This is a genomic window from Parabacteroides sp. PM6-13 (assembly GCF_029892605.1).
GTDB lineage: Bacteria > Bacteroidota > Bacteroidia > Bacteroidales > Tannerellaceae > QVMG01.
Window position 1 is genome coordinate 108,509 of sequence record NZ_JARXWF010000009.1, and the last position, 17,222, is coordinate 125,730.

The following is a 17,222-nucleotide window of genomic DNA, read 5'->3' on the forward strand; positions in this document are numbered from 1 at the left end:
TGCATTTTTTATAATCCTAATCCGCCTCCGCCTTTCATTTTCACGTCCAATGTCCCTTTGAGCGAGTTGGCGACACTATCAGTATTTCCGGCAATAGCTTTGCCAGATTCTGCTATGCCCTCAAGCTGCGACAACTGCTCTGTGTTGGCAGCAATGGTATCAATTCCTCCGGCCATACGATCAGATATGCTGTTCAGTTGCGCTGTGTTTGCTTCGATCTTTGCGTTTAGCTCACGGATAGCAGTAAGCTCGCCAAAACTGTTGGTCATAATATCCTGACTCAACTGAAAACTTTCCTTTAGCGAATCTATGGCTGTCATATCAATTTCAAATCCTTTGCCGCTTAGTAAATCCCGGATGCTTTCAGCAGCATTGGCGCCACGTTCTAAAGCAACCCTTCCGGCTCCCATCTGTCCGGCGAGTAGGTCGATACTTTGTTGTGATGCTTTAGCTAACGCTCCTTTCATTGAGTTGTCAGACGAGGAACTCTCTTCACCAACCTTTCCGTTTAGATTGATCCCTGCCTGCCCAAAGGTAGACGCCAGGTCTTTCCAGACATCACCAAACCCGGAAGCAATCCCCATGACTGTATCTTTGAAGGTGGATAGAACGCTGGTCTCAATGTCTTTCACGTTCTTGAATCCACTTATATTACCGTCCTTATCATACGTGGCAATACCTTTCATCAGTTGGTTGACCGCATCGGTGATCGGCTGAACAAGCGCCATCTTGGTAATGATATTCTTTACAATACCGGCAATATACTCATCCATCTTATCTGATAAATCTTCCATTGCGTTATCAATGGACGGATCAGTCAGACTGTCTACAATAGTTTGCGTTATATCATCAGCGGAGAATCCGAGGAGCATATCTTGCAAGGTCTGTTGCATATTCTCTATTTCCTCGGTCGAGTTGATGATCTGCTCAATATACTGTCGCAACTCTTCAGGTAGCTTTGCCCATAGTTCTGGGATCTCCTGTAAAGACATCAACTGTTTAGCATTCATCTTTGACAGGTCGGTTTGGTAAATACCAATCCTCTTCAACTCCCTTGAGTATTCCTTTAGCGTCTTATTTGCTCCGTAACCAACCGAATGGCTGAATAAGCCCGATCCGGAAGCCATTGTTTCTTTGAATAACTTCTGGGCGGCGGTGATCTGCTTTTTAAGGTCAGTATAGGTCTTGCTTATCGCTTTCGTAAACTCCGATCCTCCGAGTGACTCCAAAGATTCGATTTGCTTATCAATTAGTTGATCCAGCACATCTATGTATGCTTTATAGTTATCCAGCGTCTCTTGTGATACTTCTTTTTTTGCTGTGATGAGGTCGGTGGTAATACTTATCAACTGCCCGGCAGCGGCACTAATACCACCAATCAGACCACCTTCGGCAAATCCCTTAGCGATATTCCCAACAGCATCCAAAGCCATGTCCAACTCATCACTTACACCACCGAAAGCACCTTGCATCGCCCCGGCCACATCAGAAGCTATCGCTCCGGCATTTGAGGTCGCTTGAAAGAAAGCGGTAGTTTTCCCTTCGGCTTCTTCTGCGTCTTTGGAAGTCTTTTCAAAATGCTTCTGTACAGATTTGAATACCTTCTCGTCAAATAGCTGCTTAATGCCCTTCGGCTTCTTCAATGCCGCATCGTAGCCCTTTACAGTTTGTTGTAAGGCTTTTACTTCTTGCTGGCTCTGCTGGTCTCCTACTTGAGATAATATGGCAATTCTCTCTTGGGCATACCGCTTGAGGATTTCTGTTTTCTCACGTTCGGCACTCTCTATCATTCCGGTGTTATCAAACTTAATGTCCACCTCACCGGTAGCTATTTCCTGATTGAAGGAATTGCTCTCTAACTGGCTTTCCAGTGCTGCACGCTTTCTCTTTTCTGTCCATGCAGCCTCTAATTGTGCAATCATCTCTTGATGTCCTTCAGCCTTTTGGATAGCATCTTCATAGTAGCGGTCAATATCCAACAGACGTTTATCAAGTTCGGAGGCAAACTCATTCGTGATGTCTTGCTGTTGTCGCTTTAGATTCTTGGCAAAGTCGGCCGTTTCCTTTTCCTGTTTGTTAAGGATTTCTTTATTCAGGGTTCCAAAGTAGAGATTATCCAAAGCATTCAGCTGCACACTACTTGCGTCAAAGGTCTTTCCCTTGTTGGCCGGATCAGCTTCAAACCGTTTGCGTTCATACTCACGGAGCTTCTGCAAATACTCTTCTTGTTGGGTCTCAAGATCGCTCAACTCTTTCTTGTGGTTCAATGCTAATTGTGCTTTCTCTTTTTCCCAACCATCGGCCATTGCATCAACCTTAGCCTGGGATATACGGTTCTGCAAATCCTTTTCCATCTTCATGCGCTGGAGGCCTTCTTTGTCATTTAGGGCATCAATCCTGTTTGAGTTGGACGAGGTGGTGGGCTTCCCGGCAGACTTGATCCCGGCGTTCTTTAAGGCTTCATTCGCCTTGTCTGTAAACTCAAGATACTTGGCAATATACTTATCACCTTCTTGTCGTATCTCCTCACCAGCCTGGCGAAGTTCATCCCCTTTCTTGGCAATATGTTTAGGCAGTTTAACCTTTTCGCCATCACGTTGAAACATACCACTCTGCCCAAAGGTGCGATCCAGCCAGCCAATGTTTTTTTCCGTGTTATCGGCTTCCATGCCTTTTTTCATCGCTTCTTTATATTTTTCGCTGGCGACCTCCATAGCAGCTACCGCATTAGCCCTCAACACAACAGAATCTCGAAAGGCTTGTGCGTTGGTGATAAACGCATTGTCGGCGTCATTGACGTTGTTTATCTCTATCCCCAGCTTCTTAAAAGCGTCTTGGTTCTCGGTGATAAACTTCTGTTTGCTTTGGATCTCATTACCCAACTTTTCATAACTGGCTCTCAATGCTTCATAATCCGCCATTGTCTGCTGAGCGGAAGAAGAAACAGAATCGGCAAACTTCTTGGCTTCTTCGGAGGCCTGCTTTTGCTTACTCCTGTATCTGTCGATCAAAACAACAATGCCGGTAATAGCAGCAGACAAACCTAAAGTAAGGGTAGCCATGAGGACCTGTGCCGCAACAGTTGACCCACCTAAAGCAATGGTAAGTCTGTTTTGTGCTGCTGACCAAAGCTGGGTAATCTTCGTTACTGTTGAGATCCGGAAAGCAGATGTCTGGTGCATGGTGTTTGAGATCTGTTGAAGGCCGATAGTCATAGACATTAAAGCCTGTAACCTGGTCTGCACCTTTATTAGTTTCTCGTTATCATCAACAAATAAAGACATACCGCCCTGTGCTGCTGTAAACGCTCCCATAACTCCTGTCATGCCCGAGAAGATACCGGCCAACTGTGTACCGGAAGTGGTAAGGGCTTTTTGTTCCTGTTGGATCTTCCGATAGGCCGTTCCAGTTCTCTCCAGTTCGGCTTGTAGTTCTCTGTATCTCGCTGTTTCGCCTTTTCCGGCCAACTCCAGTTTGATCATTTCTTCACGAACCATACGCAACTGGGTGAATACAGACGTGTCGGTCTTTCCGGGCTTACCTTGCTCTTTAGCAAGTTTCTGTTGTTCTTTTAATAGATCTTTGTATCCTTTCTCAAGTTCCTTCAATGCCTGCTTTTCACCCCTGACCTCATCCTTATAGTTAGCAACTTGTTTAACAAGGTCTTGGTAACTCTTCTGCGTTTGTTCGTTTGCGTTACGTCTCTTTCTTGCTTCGGGCAAACTGTCATTTAGCTTTGTTAATTCCGCTTCCAACCCACGGATAGCCTGTCTTTGGGCGGTGATAGCCTCTTTGAAATCGTTGGCGCTCTTGAGACCATCAAACGTGCTACTTATCGTAGTGCCCAACCGTTGGAAATCACTTTGAATAGCATTTGTTTCTTTGCTGACCCTCTCTGCGGTGGTCTCAATCTTCTTTTGCACTTCATTGAGTTCTTTTGTCAACTTCTTTGCGAGTTGCGGTTCTGCGCCTGTGTCAATGGTAGCAAGTTGCTTCTTTAACTCTTCCAGCTTGGCTTTTAATTTGGCCAATGCCTGAAAATCCGCTCCGATCCTAAAATATAATCCAGCCATGATTCTTCTTATTTATTGTTATTATTTTTTTATACAGTCCCCGAACAGTTCTTTCCCCGGATTCGCCTCTTTCCACCTGTTGATTCCGTCCAATCCCGCATCGCTGGAGAAATAATCTTTCATAGACTTATACCCCAGTAGCTGGCATACGTCATCAATAGAAAATAGAATCTCCTTAGTTACTTTATCAACGGTTGCCCTGATAGTCTTTCCACCGTTCACTAAAAAGCGGCAATAGTAGTTCTTTTCGTCCTCTTCAAATTCGATTAATCTTGGTTTCATATTGTTGAAAATTAAATTGATAATTGCTTATTGATTTCTTCGATACTGTATTCAATCCGTGGATTGTTCTTGTCAATTCGCTTTTCCGCTTGTATGGCAAAACATTGACTATCGTTAGTTATCGCTCCAACAGATTGCAGGCAATCCAAAACCGTTTTCAGCGAGTTGTCAAGATCGAACCTAACCGAGCTATGCCAGACAGTAACAGATAACTTAAACCGCCCTGAAATGCCTCTGCCTTTGTATATCTGACATTGGTTGATGAAAGACTTCTCATAGGCTCTGATCTTATCGTTTTTGATGATCCGCCGCTCTCCTGACTGACCGGGCACAGCAAGATAGTTGTTGCTTTTGCCGATACACTGGCCAAGTATTATTTCAGTATTATTTTCCTTCATTGTTTATCGAATTGTATGTTTATTTTACTTACCCTATGTTTTACCCTATATTCTACCCTACATTACCCTATTTTACCTTACCCTACCCTACCCTATATTTCTATATATAGAAAAATATAGGGTGGGGTGTAGGGTTCAAAAAGGTAGGGTAGTATCTTCATGGTAATACTCTTTATAATATCTGCCTACGGAGTTCTTTTTTATGATCCCCATGTCAGTTGCTTTTTTAATTCTATTCTCTGCGGCTGCAACCTTTACGCTTAACTTATCCATAACTTTATCCCTCAATTCAGAATAAGACAATGTTGTAGATTCAGGAAGCATATCAGAAAATATAGTTTCATACTTGGAAGCGCTTGGCGCCAAAGGTCCCACCTCACATAATTCCGGTAAACCAGTACCATCAATCATAAAGTGAAACTCATCCGGTGGTAGTGTTCGGTAGCTTCTCGGCGTTACAATAGAGTGATTGCCTTCTGATTTAACAGACAATACTCCTACACCCTTCTGTGCTAAGAATGACCCCAAATTACCCCGCATGAACCCATTCGTTTTATTCTCGTGGATCACGGTAATAAGTCCGCATTGGTACTGCGAGGTTAACCGTAGAAAGAACTGCTTAACTGTATTTGATTCCGAAATACTGTTGAAGTCGTCCAGTAGATCGACAGCGCCATCGATAATAATCAAGCTCGGCTTATACATTGCTGTCGCTTGCTCTATTGCCATGATTCGATCCTGTGTACTTAACTCACGGAGTGCAAGAATGATTAAACGTTTATTGTTGATATATTCCCATTCAAGCATCCTGTGTATACGCTTAGCCGCAAGTTGAACAAACGGCTTCGATTGTTCCGTATCAAATAGAATACAAGTACCGTCCATCATAGTCCCTTCAAAGCCTAAAGCATTATCCGCTCCTAAAAATGCAGCACATAGAGAGTGAACTAGAAACGACTTGCGTGACTTCTCCGCTCCGGATATGGTGATAAAGTCTTTTTTTGACAAAACGGTCTTGCCATTACGAACAATCAGCGGTTCCGGATCAGGAAGAGGCTCGGCAATATCAATCAGACACGGTTGTAAGTCGATCTCTGTATTTCCCTCCGCTTTAGCTGTGGCTCTAAAATCATATACTTGCACTTCTTTCATAGCACACAGTTTAGAGGTAAATTAATAGGAGTGACTGGGTAGCCGAAGCCGTCCATGTTATCAATACAGACTTCAATCGCTCCATATTCAAACCGTACAAGCTCCCGGCTATTGACTATACCAACGACTGGGCGTTCTTCGTACTGATCGCTTATAGGCACGTACATTAGCAATCCGTTGCATTTATAGTCAATGGCTGCATTGTAGGATCTAATAGCATACTTGGCAAAGTCATTGTGTGAGATCATCGTGTTGCCGGCGACTATCGGAAGGATATCGTTAGTTAGAAACAGAATCTCTTTCTCGGTATGCTGATAAGAGGTCTTATTCTGTATCTTTGATAGATATGTCCGCTTATTATCGATCAAACTCTTTAATCGCTCTACTTCGAGGCTGTCGTAGTATATCATAACTGTTCCCCCTCCTGTGGGAAGAGTTCATATTGTCTTACGTCCTTAGCTAACCAGTATAGTTTACATCCGCCCGGCAGTATCATATCCGTAATGTCCCAGCCATCACGACGGAGGTCGGATATTACTTTACGTGCGTCATTGCTGCCGGTAATCTCGTTGATTTGCTTCGCTGTATATCGCCCCATTGAAGAAAAAAGGGCTTTAACGGTGGTACGTATTCGAGAAGAATTACTACCTTTGTCTTGTCGAGGAAGGGTAGGCTGTTGTGGTCTGCTCTTTTTCATTTTATTAACCCTCCATCAATTTTTGAATGTCAGACATTCGATAACGAACCTTTGATCCAACCTTTATACTCTTTAGGTACCCACTTTTATTCCACCGCCATAAGGTGCTTGGGTCACAAGGTATTCTGTCTGCTGCCTCTTGCGCCGTGAGAAGGATTTCTTCCGCCGGAGATGCTTCTTCTTTCAGCTCCCTATGCCATGCTAAGAAAGCTTCTTTCATTTCAAACGCATTAATTGTAATAGATACATTAGCGTTTGTTTTCAATAGTTCTTGTATTGACATTTTCCTTTGTTTTTTAGGAAAGTCCTTCAGTGGCCACATCCTGACTTTCAGGTTTATACCACAAAGGAAAAGCCCATTATAAGCTTGTGCAAACATTCGCATAAGAGACCGAAAAACAAACCGAAAAACCGATTTTTCAACCGATTTTTTGCAATAAAAAAAAGCCGACACATAAATGCCGACTTGTTAACCTCAATTCTTACGATCTTATTGATATGCTTTTTTAGCTTCTTCTATTTCCCTTTTCCGCCTGAGTTTTGTATTTCCACTTCCAAGATCAAAAGCGCTGTTAAAAGCACTGATTTTCCCAATAGCGCAAATTTTTGATATTTCATCAAGGAGAAGTTGGTTTGATGTTTTGTCTGCTCCCTCCATCTTTTTTAGTTCCCGAAGTGCAATAATTTCGTTTACAACCTTTGTCCCCTTTTTCCCTTTTATTCGCTCAAAGAACTTATCAATGATAGTTGTATCATTCAAGAATATTCCTTGTAAAACCACGCTGTATTGTGATTTATTCTCTATTCCGCTAAACGCCGTTAAATCGATTTCCACCTCATCTCGATAAATGTTTATATCAACACTGCTGCCGGATGCGATCTTTAACCGATTCAATTTCTCCGATATATTTGTTAAAGTAATGGCCAGGCGCATTCCTACAACACCTAAAATATTTAGTATTTGTCTTTTTCTTTCAGTATCACAATTCAAAGCCATTATTATATCAGATATTTTATTCGGTTCTTGATACCGAATCAGTCCGCCTATACTCTTCTGAAATGAAATAGATTTGTACCAAACGCTATAATACTCATTAAAGGTATTGGCGCTCTGACACTCACATTCCAACTCTTCTATGATATCAGTAGATAGATAGTCATGAGCAAACAATGTTAATTCCTCTATTTGCTCCTGATTCAAATCCTTTATTGAATAATCATGAAATAAAGAACAACATACTATAATTTTACTATTTACTTCACTTTTCATCTTCTCAATCTATTAATTTAACAGCTTCATTCCTCATCTCTCTATCTACTTCCCGGTATCGGGCAAAAGCAGCACTTCCTACCTTATGCCCACTCATCGGGCAGATTATATTCGGGTCTTTCAGTTTTTTGTAAAGATTGCCAACAAAGGTGCGTCTTGCCATGTGGGAACTGGCGACCTCGTTTATAGGCTTCTTTTCTTCTTCTCCAGTAGTTGGGTTAATAACAGTTACTATGCGAGTTATTCCACACGTTGTAAATATGTCTTTGATGTCCTCGTTGTAATTTTGACTTGAAATGAATGGGAATAACCGGCCGGACTGATCCACACCTTTATACTTCTCCACCAACTTGGCCGCACGTTCGTTTAGTGGAACCTTGACTGTAACCGGATCTTTATCTTTTGTTTTACGGGCTATGTATTGTAGCTCACCGTCAATAATATCTGCCGGGGTCAATCGCATCAGGTCTGACACACGGCATCCGACAAGGCATTGAAATATGAAGATATCACGTTGAACTTCTAAAAATGGTCTACTAGACAAGTCAAAATCAGCGATCTGATTGCGTTCTTCTAATGTGATATAATAAGGCGTTCCGTACTTTTCCGTAGTTACACCATCATACCCGGCAAAGGGTCTGTTATGCGTAATGCCCTGTTCGTTCAGCCAGTTGAAGAAAGCACGTAGTTTATTGAACAATGCGCAAATAGTATTATTGCCTCTTGGTTTAGGCTTCGGGCTTCTCCGCTTCGTGTCTGTTGTTGCCGGTATCTTTTTGAAGATATTGGGGTATTCTTCGAGCAATGAGTGTTCGTTCCGGAAAAAGCTCTCAATATCGGTGATAGTATCTTTATCCATCGTGTCAACATCCAGCTTGAAATCTTTACGTTCTTTATCAAACAGAGGAATAAACTTCTCATACCTCATCAATGCCCGGATCAGCACCCGGAAGTTCTTTTCACGTACTTCTGAATATTTGGTACTTCTCAAATACTCTTCCATAAGGTCAAAGAATGATTTAGCAGAAGTTTTTTCAACCTCTTTCTTTTCCTTCTCGGTCAGTAACACAAGGTGCTGGTAGGTTATGTCCTCTATGTTAGTGTTGTCTTTATTGATGAGGTGTAAGGCTTCGTCAATCCATTCTTTTGTGAGTTTGTCTTTGTGCCTTTCTGCTGTAACGTCACATATCGCCTGTAATCGTTCAAGATAGAGGGCGAATTTACGCTTTACCTCTTTCAGATCTTTTATTTCCACAAAATTCTGTGTGCCTTCTCTTGGAATATCTATCTCATACCGTCTGCACCTATCTGTATCATCCAGAGATATAAACCTATCTGGATTGATAAACAAGCCACTTCGGAACTGTGGGCGAAATGTTTTTGAGATATAAAGTCTAACAATCAGTTCGGATTTACCATCATCACGAACCTTTGAAAGTTTAATGTAGTCAATCTTAGCCATGCCAAAATATTTTAATCGCATTACGAAGATACAGAGAATAGGTGACATGAAAAAGTTTTGTGTCACCAAAATGTCACTTCGATAAAATCCCATGCAATTTTAATGCAATCCCGTGAAATGCTGTATTTCTGTGCTTTATAGATTTAAAGAGGTATCCGATAGGATTATATCTCATAGGATTTCACTTCTTTTATTCCCGCTCCGAGTACAGAAGGGGACAAATCAGTATTTTCACTGTTTTGTTCTCTTTTTTTATTCTCAAAATCATCTGTAAACAAGCGGTTTAGCGCAAATATTTTATTAGTCTCTATGGGTTCAATATGCTTCATTTCCTTATTATGAGTGAAACCTTTGGGGAATATAACATTTTGTAGCTTTTGTTTGTCTGAAAGATTTAGCATTTCCCACATTTTCAAAGGATTACATATTACATCTATACCGTATTCCAGAAAATCATTGAGGTTCAATATAGAATTGTTTGTATTTGCTAAATCGATGTCAATTTGGCTGATTTTTTGTTCAGTCTCTTCTATTTGCCGCCATAAGATGTCTTTCTTTTTAGGATGACCTTCTATTGCCCAGTCTTCTTCCATCTTTCTCATTTGTCTTTTTAACAAGTTGGCTCTTTCTTTTAGCTTCTGAGTATCATGCTTTCTGTCTTCGGTCAAGGTATTAAATGTTTTGGTTAATTGAGATTTAAGGACGTCTTTATCAATATCAGTAGTAGTCAAGTTGGATAAGTACCGGCAAAATGATTCGTGCACATGAACGACACGGTTGTTATACTTGCATCCTTTTCGGGAGCAGACATAATAGTATATCTCTTTATTGTATTTTTTTTTCATTTTAGTTGACATAGAAGCCGAGATGTTATTACCACAGCAAGGACACTTTAATGAGCCTAAAAGTGGCGCCCATTCTTTTTGCTTTCTCTGCTCATACCCTCCAGTATACTTAGTATTTAAGACCTCATTAGCCATCAAAAACACTTCTTCACTGACAATAGGAGGGTGATTACCTTGCACAATCCGACCTTGCAAGAAATTATGAGCCATAAGCCCACAGTAAAAGGGGTTTTTAAGCATTTCTGATAATTTTTGCTTATTTATTTTGAAACCTTGTTTTTCCAGCCTTAGCCGTATCTCTTCATTCGACAATTTTTCATACGCTTTCCAATGGAATGCCCTTCTTATATAAGCTCCCTCTTGATTGATAGTAATTATCTGCTTTTTAAAAGTGGTTTTCTGCTCATAACCCCTAGGGGCTTTCCCAATCCAACGTCCTTCCATTAGCCTCCTAAGCCCATGGTCTTTTGTGAGTTGACTTTTTTCATCCGTTTCCTGTTTTGCACAGGCCAACTCCATTCGCTGGTTAAACCTTCCTGATGCCGTTTTGGGGTTGTAGTTGCTCATTGCGGATAATACTGCTATACCCATAGCCTCCAACTCTTCAATGATTGTTGTGCTGCCACTTCTACTAAACCTGTTAGTTCTATAAACAATAACATATCTGATATTGAGCCTTTTATTCCTTCTTATGAAGGACAGCATCTTTGTAAACTCTTTTCTTTCTTTATCAGATTTAGCACTTTCAAATACTCCTCCAAAATGTTTTACAATATTAAGACCGTATCTTTCAGCGTATCTATTGCAGGCTTCAACCTGCAATTCAAGGCTTTGATTATCTTCTTGTTTTTTTGTCGAAACCCTGTTGTATAGCACAGCATTCCCTGGGGTAATAAGCTGTGAATCATTTTTATCCCCTTTTGCAAACTTTTGAAAATATTTATTCATTTATGTTTGAATTTAAATAATTATTATATGCGTTATATGCTAATGCTGACAATAATGATAAATCAGCGATAAAACTCTGGCTTTCAGTCTCGTTAGATATGATTTCTTTGTTTTCATCATAAATTAAATTTTCCTCATCTTCTAATGTCATTCATAATTGTAATTACTGTGGTGCAAGCACCTTATCAAAGATATAGCCCTTATCGACGGCTTGACAATCGATTGTGTTTAACCCGATTGTTGTAAATATACAACCTGATGACACTGAATCAAAATGAAAAATCAATTATTTTTCAATAAAGCTCAATTTTTTTTAATTTTCTCAGTGTATTTGGTGATGTTCCTGTTATTTTATGAATATTTCTATATGAAATATTCTTTTTTAACAATCTTATTTCTTCTTTATATTGCTCTTTCATTATATCATCTGATTTTCGATAGCCAGCTTTCCTACCGACGCTTCCCCCGTTTTTTAGGTGGTTCTCGTATCCACTCTGCATTCTCTGTCGGATAGTAGTTCTTTCCATCCTGCCGACCTCCAGTAGGATGGTAATGAGAAACTGTGCCATAGGATTGATATTCCCTTTGCTATCTAATGTTTCTATGTTGTAGTTTTTTACGTATAGACATATCTGTTCATTATTCAACAGTTCAATCACTTTCAATGCCTCCAAGGTATCACGCCCCAAGCGACTGATTTCTAGAACCAAGACTTTATCCACATGATTTTTCTTGACAAACTGAACCATGTCTGTTATTTCAGGTCGCTCTTCGTTCTTCTTTGCCCCACTTACTTTATTTGCAAAGACCTTGAGTACCGTTATATTTCTTTCTGCTGCAAAATCTGACAATTCTGCTACCTGTCTGTCGTAGTCCTGACTTAATGTACTTACACGTGCTAATATTACTGCTGTTTCCATCTTTTTGAATGATTTGAAAGCGGAGGAGTAGCCCTGTGCTACAGTGGGATTTTACCAGATTCCGAGGAGACAGGACTTCCTCCCCCGCTAAGTAACTGCAAGCAAAAATAGTTGATATAACGGATATAACAACTATATGTTGTGTTAATTTTTTGGAAAATTAGTTGATATATCCGACATATTCTCTTTCTTTTTTATCTTTGAGTAAAAATAGGAACATGAAATCACCGGAACAAAAAAAAGCAATCACGATATATCATCTTCACTTTTTTGCAACAAAAGAAGATTACTATTTTGGCAGCATATCAGCAATATATGAATGTTTCGATAAAACCCTGATAGGAATAGCAGCCAGCAGTCTTTACAACCTAAACTTGGATGAGGCAACAAATCCTGTTTACGAAAACACGAAATGCCGAATAAAGAAGTCCCATTTACATACAAAAGCGAAAAAAAATGGCAAAATGTAAAAAAATGATTATGTTTGCATTGAAATACAGTAAAGAGTTATCGTATTTCGTTTTATTAGAACATTAGGAGCGTTAATATTATCCCAACCTCGGAATCTGGTAAATTCAAAATGTAGCTGGGTGATAGACAAGCGTTCCACGTCATAATTGGCGTAGGGCTGTGTCTATTTGCTACATGGGCTTACCAGAGCCTCGAGGTGAATAAGATTACAGTTCTCACGCTTCTTTTCTTATGGTAGTTTGTGAGAGAACTGACAAACAATTAATACATATTTGTCATGAATAAGCTAAATGTGATTACATTTTTTGTGTCAATTTGCGTAATCTACCAAATCTACACTGTTTTTTTTCAAAGTAAATGAAAAACCATCGACGGAAGTATATGATGGTGCACAGTATGAACAATCAACAAAAAGAGCTAAAGTAAGTAATTATTTAAAGGTTGAGGAGGAGTATTATGGCCCTCATGGTGTCTCAAAAAAAGCAAAAGTAAAAAACATCTCAAATAAAACTATAAATATAGACTTTCAAGTGAAAGTTCGTCTGAAAAATGGTACATCTACAACAACATCCTGTTATTTGCAGAATATGGAACCAGGCGAAATACAGGAAATCATTGTATACGTAGGTAATGCCGCTGATAAGTACAGTGTTGAATCATGGTCTTTTATCGATAATTCTTTTAGGTTATTGTGATACAAAATAAAGGTGTGTCAGATAGTCTTTTTCAGATTATTTTGACACACTTTTTTTTTGATACATTTATTTTTATTTAAACGGCTGATTTTTCAGCTTTTACCCTTTGAGGAACTTGTTTCGCAGGGGTGGTTGTTATATCCCCTAACAGAATGTCAGCCCAATCGATTTTCCGGTTTCCATCCTTGAAATATATAATACCGTGTAAGTGGTAGCTAAATATTTTCCACAGGAGCTCCTCATTGAAAATAAGTGAATAATAATGGAAATGCTCATCCTTTACATGGCTTTTCAGATAGTCCTTCACCTCATCGTTGTTGAGGTGAACCTCAACCCGATAAAGCGAAGTTGGGTTATCATAACAATCTAATATGTAGCTTTTCTTTGAGCTGTTGAGGATTTCTGCCCGTTTGTCGTATGCGACTATGGTAGTACCTCTGCTTTTATCTCTTATCGCTTTCCGTTGCTTAATCATAGTTGTCAGGTATTTATCCCTGTCCATGTCGCCACTTGTTTGGAACGTAATCTCAGGACGGTCTACTGACCTATCACGTACAACACATCCGTTCAGGATAGTTGTTATATTTTTATTCCGAATCAGCCTCTTCAGTCTGCGAGCAACATTTACAGAAACATCTGCGCAAATGTCTAAACAGGTGATGTTGTGCACTTCAAGCCCTAAGCAACAGGTTATAAAATCCAGATAATGGATTTCGTCGTTGTACAGAACCCGATTGGAAACATTTATCCATGCCTTAACACATCCATTTGTGTGTATATTGTTGGCTTCTGCATCTTTGTTAATGCCAAGCCTCAACTCACCAAAAAGAAGGTTTTCGCCGAACTCATTGTAGCGTACTTGGTAGACATAGTCAAAATGTTTCCCTGCAATCCGAAGGAGATAGAAGGTCTCAAACTCATCGTACGTTTCTCCTACCTCGACTTGTTTCAAAGCCTCAATATGAAAAGGTTCTACCACTTCGTAGCATAGACGTAGTGCATCAATGTGTAATCCGTATATTTTGCTCATCACTGTTTTCCGTATTATCTGTGTTATTATTCGTTGGCTTATTGGGTATTGTTGCCCAATAATCCTTCAGACCCTTTGAAATTGCCTGGGCGTGTGTGAAAGATTTCCCTTTCCCCTTCAGAGACTGGCTTATCTTCTTCTTGGTTGTATCGTCTAACTGACGATATGTGCGTTTGTTATTATCCATCGCTTTATATGTTTCTATATATAAATAGTAGGTTAGATAGAAAAGTAAAGACTAATAGGCGACTTTTTTGATATTTTTTTTTGCAAAAAGAATTTATACACCTAACCGCTTGGGGTCAAAATGCCCCCTATAGGTAGGCCTTAATGGAAAGGTGGGTTCTTTTGCTAATGGTTGATATACAGTTGTTTATGCTGCTGTTTTGTGCTTATTTTTATATTATGGAAAAATCCCCTAACCCAGGGTGTGGATTGGGCTTTTAATTAGTATCTAAAATAGATATGATAGAAGGGGTGGACTCAACAAAATGGAGGAGGGAAAGCAGGTCTTCCCAAAGGTTCAATAATTCAACCCTCTCGTGTACCATATTTTAACGTCAGTAGCTTATTATCAAGCTGTTGGCGTTTTTCTTTTGGCTATTTTCCCGTGATAATGATTTGATGGTGCTTTTGATGATAGGAAGAGGCTATGCTGTCCACTTCATTTGTAATACTGTTGATAGAATTCTTTGAACGGCTCAACGGAATCAAATAAAGAGTTGTTGCATTTCGCATACCTGTTGAAAAGCATTGCCTTTAATGAAATAGGGATGCCGTCGTGTTGCTCAAATTCTCCCAGGCCGACACTGATATATTCATCGGTCATTAAATGAAAAATGTGAATCTCCTAATATTTTTTTTGTTTTGTGCGTGATAATGTACATTTGTGTATACCTTTGTGTGAAAAATAAAATAGAATAAGAGGGTATGAACAAATATATCGAAGAATTTCATAAGCTTAAAATCTTCCATAAAAAAGATATTGTTTCCTTGACTGACAACGAAAATGCAGCAAAAGGACTCTTGCGAAGGTATAAACAGCAAGGATTAATATCACAAGTAAGGCGAGACCTTTACGTTGCAACGGATTTGGCTACAAAAACCAGTTCCGCTTCAAAGTACGAAATAGCCAGTCAAATAAATACTTCTTCTTATCTATCCTATCATGCTGCATTGGAATATCATGGCCTGGCTCATCAGGTATTTTATGAAATGCAGGTTTCATCCAAAGAGAGGTTCAACAACTTTGAGTACGATGGGATTAGTTATATTTATTCGGAATCGAAATTAGATGCTGGAGTTATTACTCCTCCTGCTGATACACTAATCAGAGTAACCGATTTGGAACGTACTGTTTTAGACTGTATTAATCAAATAGACCGAAGTGGCGGACTGGAAGAAATGATAGCATGTTTTGCCCTTATCACTTATATTAATGAGAATAAACTACAAGACTATTTGAAGCAATTCAATAAACAGGTTCTTTATCAAAAGACAGGATTTGTTCTTGGCTACTTTCAAAGGGAAATGAAGTTAAGTGATGCTTTCTTTGATTTTTGTAAATCCAAGATTGGGAAAAGTATCCGCTATCTGACAGATCAACAAGAATCCAATGTGTATTTTAGTGAATGGAAGCTTTACGCTCCTAAAAATATTCTTTCATTTTTAGAACAAGGAGGAAGCATCAATGTATAATTATAATAAAACTGATTTGGAGAGAATAGCTTCCGGTACGGCTTTTATCCGGGATAATCTGGAAAAAGTGTTCCGTCTTTGTGATATCTTGAAACACTTAAATGAAAACCCGTTATTTGCCGAGCATTTGGCATTAAAAGGAGGAACCGCAATTAACCTGACAGTTTTTAATCTTCCGCGTTTATCGGTTGATATCGACTTGGACTTTACCAAAGAGTGTTCACGAGAGGAAATGATGACAATCCGGGAAAATATCAATCAGGATTTTCTGAACTATATGTTTACGCAAGGATATGCCTTAAGTCCTAATATGAAAAGTCCGCATTCTCTTGACTCATGGGTGTTCTATTTCCAGAACGCAGGAGGGAATAAAGATAACCTGAAAGTCGAAATAAACTACTCTTTGCGAAATCATATCTTGCCAATAGTAGAAAAGAAAGTGAATATAGACTTTCTACAATTTGACTCTGAAGTAAAAACACTTTCGACCCTTGAACTATTTGGGAGTAAAATTAAAGCTCTTATTGAACGGAAAGCTCCCCGGGATTTGTATGATATTCACAACATGTTGAGGTATAATATCATCCATCCTGATGAGCTGGATATACTCCGCAAAATTGTATTATTTTATCTTGCTGTAGGAGGAAGTGATAAACCTTCAAGCGGTTATAGTTTTGAGAGTATTGATAACCTGAAATTTGCACAAATCAGAAGCTCTTTACTTCCCGTCCTCAAGAAAAGCGAACGATTTGACTTTGAATCAGCAAAAGTAGAAGTGAAAGTCTTTCTTATGAAACTGATGGTATTTACTGAAGAAGAAAAGTCGTTTATTGAAGACTTCAACAAGAATGTCTATCGACCGGAGTTACTGTTTGAAGATGCAGAAATTGTAGAGCGAATCAAAGATCATCCAATGGCTATTTGGAAGATGAGGAATAACAAATAGAAGGATTTATATGTCTGAATTATGGGTTCCCCATGATGGGCTATCCCTAATTGTATAGAAACCAAAAAAGTCTGTTAATCTTTCGACTAACAGACTTTTTTGTGGGCGTTGACGGATTCGAACCGCCGACCCTCTGCTTGTAAGGCAGATGCTCTGAACCAGCTGAGCTAAACGCCCGAATGTGTGTAATGATGAATTTGAATGGATTCCGTTGGGTGGGCGTTGACGGATTCGAACCGCCGACCCTCTGCTTGTAAGGCAGATGCTCTGAACCAGCTGAGCTAAACGCCCGGAATTTTGAATTCATCAAAATGAATAATTGCCTTTCGCTTAAG

The 17,222-nt window shown here is 39.6% G+C and carries 17 protein-coding genes and 2 tRNA genes; 3 read left to right on the forward strand and 16 right to left on the reverse strand.

Annotated features, from left to right (window positions below; genetic code table 11):
- Positions 1-8 precede the first annotated feature (8 nt).
- The 12 genes from M2134_RS09925 to M2134_RS09980 form a co-directional block, all read right to left on the reverse strand.
- A complete protein-coding gene (locus M2134_RS09925; protein WP_280751152.1) occupies positions 9-4,073 on the reverse strand; it encodes a hypothetical protein in 4,065 nt (1,354 codons plus the stop codon).
- A gap of 21 nt (positions 4,074-4,094) precedes the next feature.
- Positions 4,095-4,355: a hypothetical protein gene (locus M2134_RS09930; RefSeq protein WP_280751153.1), complete on the reverse strand. Its 261-nt coding sequence runs from the start codon at positions 4,353-4,355 to the stop codon at positions 4,095-4,097.
- A gap of 11 nt (positions 4,356-4,366) precedes the next feature.
- The gene (locus M2134_RS09935) at positions 4,367-4,753 is read right to left on the reverse strand and encodes a RusA family crossover junction endodeoxyribonuclease (RefSeq protein WP_280751154.1); all 387 of its coding nucleotides are present in this window, start codon (positions 4,751-4,753) and stop codon (positions 4,367-4,369) included.
- Positions 4,754-4,888: 135 nt separating this feature from the next.
- Entirely contained in the window at positions 4,889-5,905 is a 1,017-nt protein-coding gene (locus tag M2134_RS09940) for an AAA family ATPase (protein WP_280751155.1), read from the reverse strand.
- The gene (locus tag M2134_RS09945; RefSeq protein ID WP_280751156.1) at positions 5,902-6,315 is read right to left on the reverse strand and encodes a hypothetical protein; all 414 of its coding nucleotides are present in this window, start codon (positions 6,313-6,315) and stop codon (positions 5,902-5,904) included. Before M2134_RS09945 ends, M2134_RS09940 begins: the two co-directional genes overlap by 4 nt.
- Positions 6,312-6,503 carry a hypothetical protein gene (locus M2134_RS09950; RefSeq protein ID WP_280751157.1) on the reverse strand — a complete coding sequence of 64 codons (192 nt, stop codon included), beginning with the start codon at positions 6,501-6,503 and terminating at the stop codon, positions 6,312-6,314. Before M2134_RS09950 ends, M2134_RS09945 begins: the two co-directional genes overlap by 4 nt.
- A 103-nt stretch (positions 6,504-6,606) precedes the next feature.
- On the reverse strand, positions 6,607-6,885 hold the full coding sequence (locus M2134_RS09955) for a helix-turn-helix domain-containing protein (RefSeq protein WP_280751158.1): 279 nt from the start codon (positions 6,883-6,885) through the stop codon (positions 6,607-6,609).
- 207 nt (positions 6,886-7,092) lie between these two features.
- On the reverse strand, positions 7,093-7,872 hold the full coding sequence (locus M2134_RS09960; protein ID WP_280751159.1) for a hypothetical protein: 780 nt from the start codon (positions 7,870-7,872) through the stop codon (positions 7,093-7,095).
- Positions 7,873-7,876: 4 nt separating this feature from the next.
- Entirely contained in the window at positions 7,877-9,334 is a 1,458-nt protein-coding gene (locus M2134_RS09965) for a site-specific integrase (protein WP_280751160.1), read from the reverse strand.
- Positions 9,335-9,498: 164 nt separating this feature from the next.
- The gene (locus M2134_RS09970; protein WP_280751161.1) at positions 9,499-11,127 is read right to left on the reverse strand and encodes a recombinase family protein; all 1,629 of its coding nucleotides are present in this window, start codon (positions 11,125-11,127) and stop codon (positions 9,499-9,501) included.
- Positions 11,120-11,278: a hypothetical protein gene (locus M2134_RS09975; RefSeq protein ID WP_280751162.1), complete on the reverse strand. Its 159-nt coding sequence runs from the start codon at positions 11,276-11,278 to the stop codon at positions 11,120-11,122. The genes M2134_RS09970 and M2134_RS09975 overlap by 8 nt, the downstream gene beginning before the upstream one ends.
- Before the next feature lie 142 nt (positions 11,279-11,420).
- A complete protein-coding gene (locus M2134_RS09980) occupies positions 11,421-12,047 on the reverse strand; it encodes a recombinase family protein (RefSeq protein WP_280751163.1) in 627 nt (208 codons plus the stop codon).
- Between the two features lie 218 nt (positions 12,048-12,265).
- Here M2134_RS09980 and M2134_RS09985 point away from each other — a divergent pair, with 218 nt between their 5' ends.
- Positions 12,266-12,517 carry a hypothetical protein gene (locus M2134_RS09985; RefSeq protein WP_280751164.1) on the forward strand — a complete coding sequence of 84 codons (252 nt, stop codon included), beginning with the start codon at positions 12,266-12,268 and terminating at the stop codon, positions 12,515-12,517.
- A 772-nt stretch (positions 12,518-13,289) separates the two neighbouring features.
- Here M2134_RS09985 and M2134_RS09990 read toward each other — a convergent pair.
- Complete coding sequence (locus M2134_RS09990; protein WP_280751165.1) at positions 13,290-14,243, reverse strand: hypothetical protein; 954 nt, start codon at positions 14,241-14,243, stop codon at positions 13,290-13,292.
- Complete coding sequence (locus M2134_RS09995; RefSeq protein WP_280751166.1) at positions 14,215-14,430, reverse strand: hypothetical protein; 216 nt, start codon at positions 14,428-14,430, stop codon at positions 14,215-14,217. The genes M2134_RS09990 and M2134_RS09995 overlap by 29 nt, the downstream gene beginning before the upstream one ends.
- Before the next feature lie 743 nt (positions 14,431-15,173).
- Between M2134_RS09995 and M2134_RS10000 the strand changes: the two genes are divergently transcribed.
- Together M2134_RS10000 and M2134_RS10005 are read left to right on the forward strand one after the other, a co-directional pair.
- Positions 15,174-15,941 (forward strand): hypothetical protein, encoded by a 768-nt coding sequence (locus M2134_RS10000; protein WP_280751167.1) that lies wholly within the window; start codon positions 15,174-15,176, stop codon positions 15,939-15,941.
- Complete coding sequence (locus tag M2134_RS10005) at positions 15,934-16,887, forward strand: nucleotidyl transferase AbiEii/AbiGii toxin family protein (protein WP_280751168.1); 954 nt, start codon at positions 15,934-15,936, stop codon at positions 16,885-16,887. Before M2134_RS10000 ends, M2134_RS10005 begins: the two co-directional genes overlap by 8 nt.
- 102 nt (positions 16,888-16,989) lie before the next feature.
- On the opposite strand, the gene M2134_RS10010 is transcribed toward M2134_RS10005, so the two are convergent.
- Together M2134_RS10010 and M2134_RS10015 are read right to left on the reverse strand one after the other, a co-directional pair.
- Positions 16,990-17,064 (reverse strand) — tRNA-Val (locus M2134_RS10010).
- Positions 17,065-17,103: 39 nt separating this feature from the next.
- Positions 17,104-17,178, reverse strand: a tRNA-Val gene (locus M2134_RS10015).
- Between the last annotated feature and the right edge of the window lie 44 nt (positions 17,179-17,222).

Bases quoted from the DNA above. Each gene is read 5' to 3' on its own strand.
- M2134_RS09925 (WP_280751152.1), bottom strand. From the start codon at position 4,073: ATGGCTGGATTATATTTTAGGATCGGAGCGGATTTTCAGGCATTGGCC.
- M2134_RS09940 (WP_280751155.1), bottom strand. From the start codon at position 5,905: ATGAAAGAAGTGCAAGTATATGATTTTAGAGCCACAGCTAAAGCGGAG.
- M2134_RS09955 (WP_280751158.1), bottom strand. From the start codon at position 6,885: ATGTCAATACAAGAACTATTGAAAACAAACGCTAATGTATCTATTACA.
- M2134_RS09985 (WP_280751164.1), top strand. From the start codon at position 12,266: ATGAAATCACCGGAACAAAAAAAAGCAATCACGATATATCATCTTCAC.
- M2134_RS09975 (WP_280751162.1), bottom strand. From the start codon at position 11,278: ATGACATTAGAAGATGAGGAAAATTTAATTTATGATGAAAACAAAGAA.
- M2134_RS10000 (WP_280751167.1), top strand. From the start codon at position 15,174: ATGAACAAATATATCGAAGAATTTCATAAGCTTAAAATCTTCCATAAA.
- M2134_RS09950 (WP_280751157.1), bottom strand. From the start codon at position 6,503: ATGGGGCGATATACAGCGAAGCAAATCAACGAGATTACCGGCAGCAAT.
- M2134_RS09930 (WP_280751153.1), bottom strand. From the start codon at position 4,355: ATGAAACCAAGATTAATCGAATTTGAAGAGGACGAAAAGAACTACTAT.
- M2134_RS09965 (WP_280751160.1), bottom strand. From the start codon at position 9,334: ATGGCTAAGATTGACTACATTAAACTTTCAAAGGTTCGTGATGATGGT.
- M2134_RS09995 (WP_280751166.1), bottom strand. From the start codon at position 14,430: ATGGATAATAACAAACGCACATATCGTCAGTTAGACGATACAACCAAG.
- M2134_RS09960 (WP_280751159.1), bottom strand. From the start codon at position 7,872: ATGAAAAGTGAAGTAAATAGTAAAATTATAGTATGTTGTTCTTTATTT.
- M2134_RS10005 (WP_280751168.1), top strand. From the start codon at position 15,934: ATGTATAATTATAATAAAACTGATTTGGAGAGAATAGCTTCCGGTACG.
- M2134_RS09980 (WP_280751163.1), bottom strand. From the start codon at position 12,047: ATGGAAACAGCAGTAATATTAGCACGTGTAAGTACATTAAGTCAGGAC.
- M2134_RS09990 (WP_280751165.1), bottom strand. From the start codon at position 14,243: ATGAGCAAAATATACGGATTACACATTGATGCACTACGTCTATGCTAC.
- M2134_RS09970 (WP_280751161.1), bottom strand. From the start codon at position 11,127: ATGAATAAATATTTTCAAAAGTTTGCAAAAGGGGATAAAAATGATTCA.
- M2134_RS09935 (WP_280751154.1), bottom strand. From the start codon at position 4,753: ATGAAGGAAAATAATACTGAAATAATACTTGGCCAGTGTATCGGCAAA.
- M2134_RS09945 (WP_280751156.1), bottom strand. From the start codon at position 6,315: ATGATATACTACGACAGCCTCGAAGTAGAGCGATTAAAGAGTTTGATC.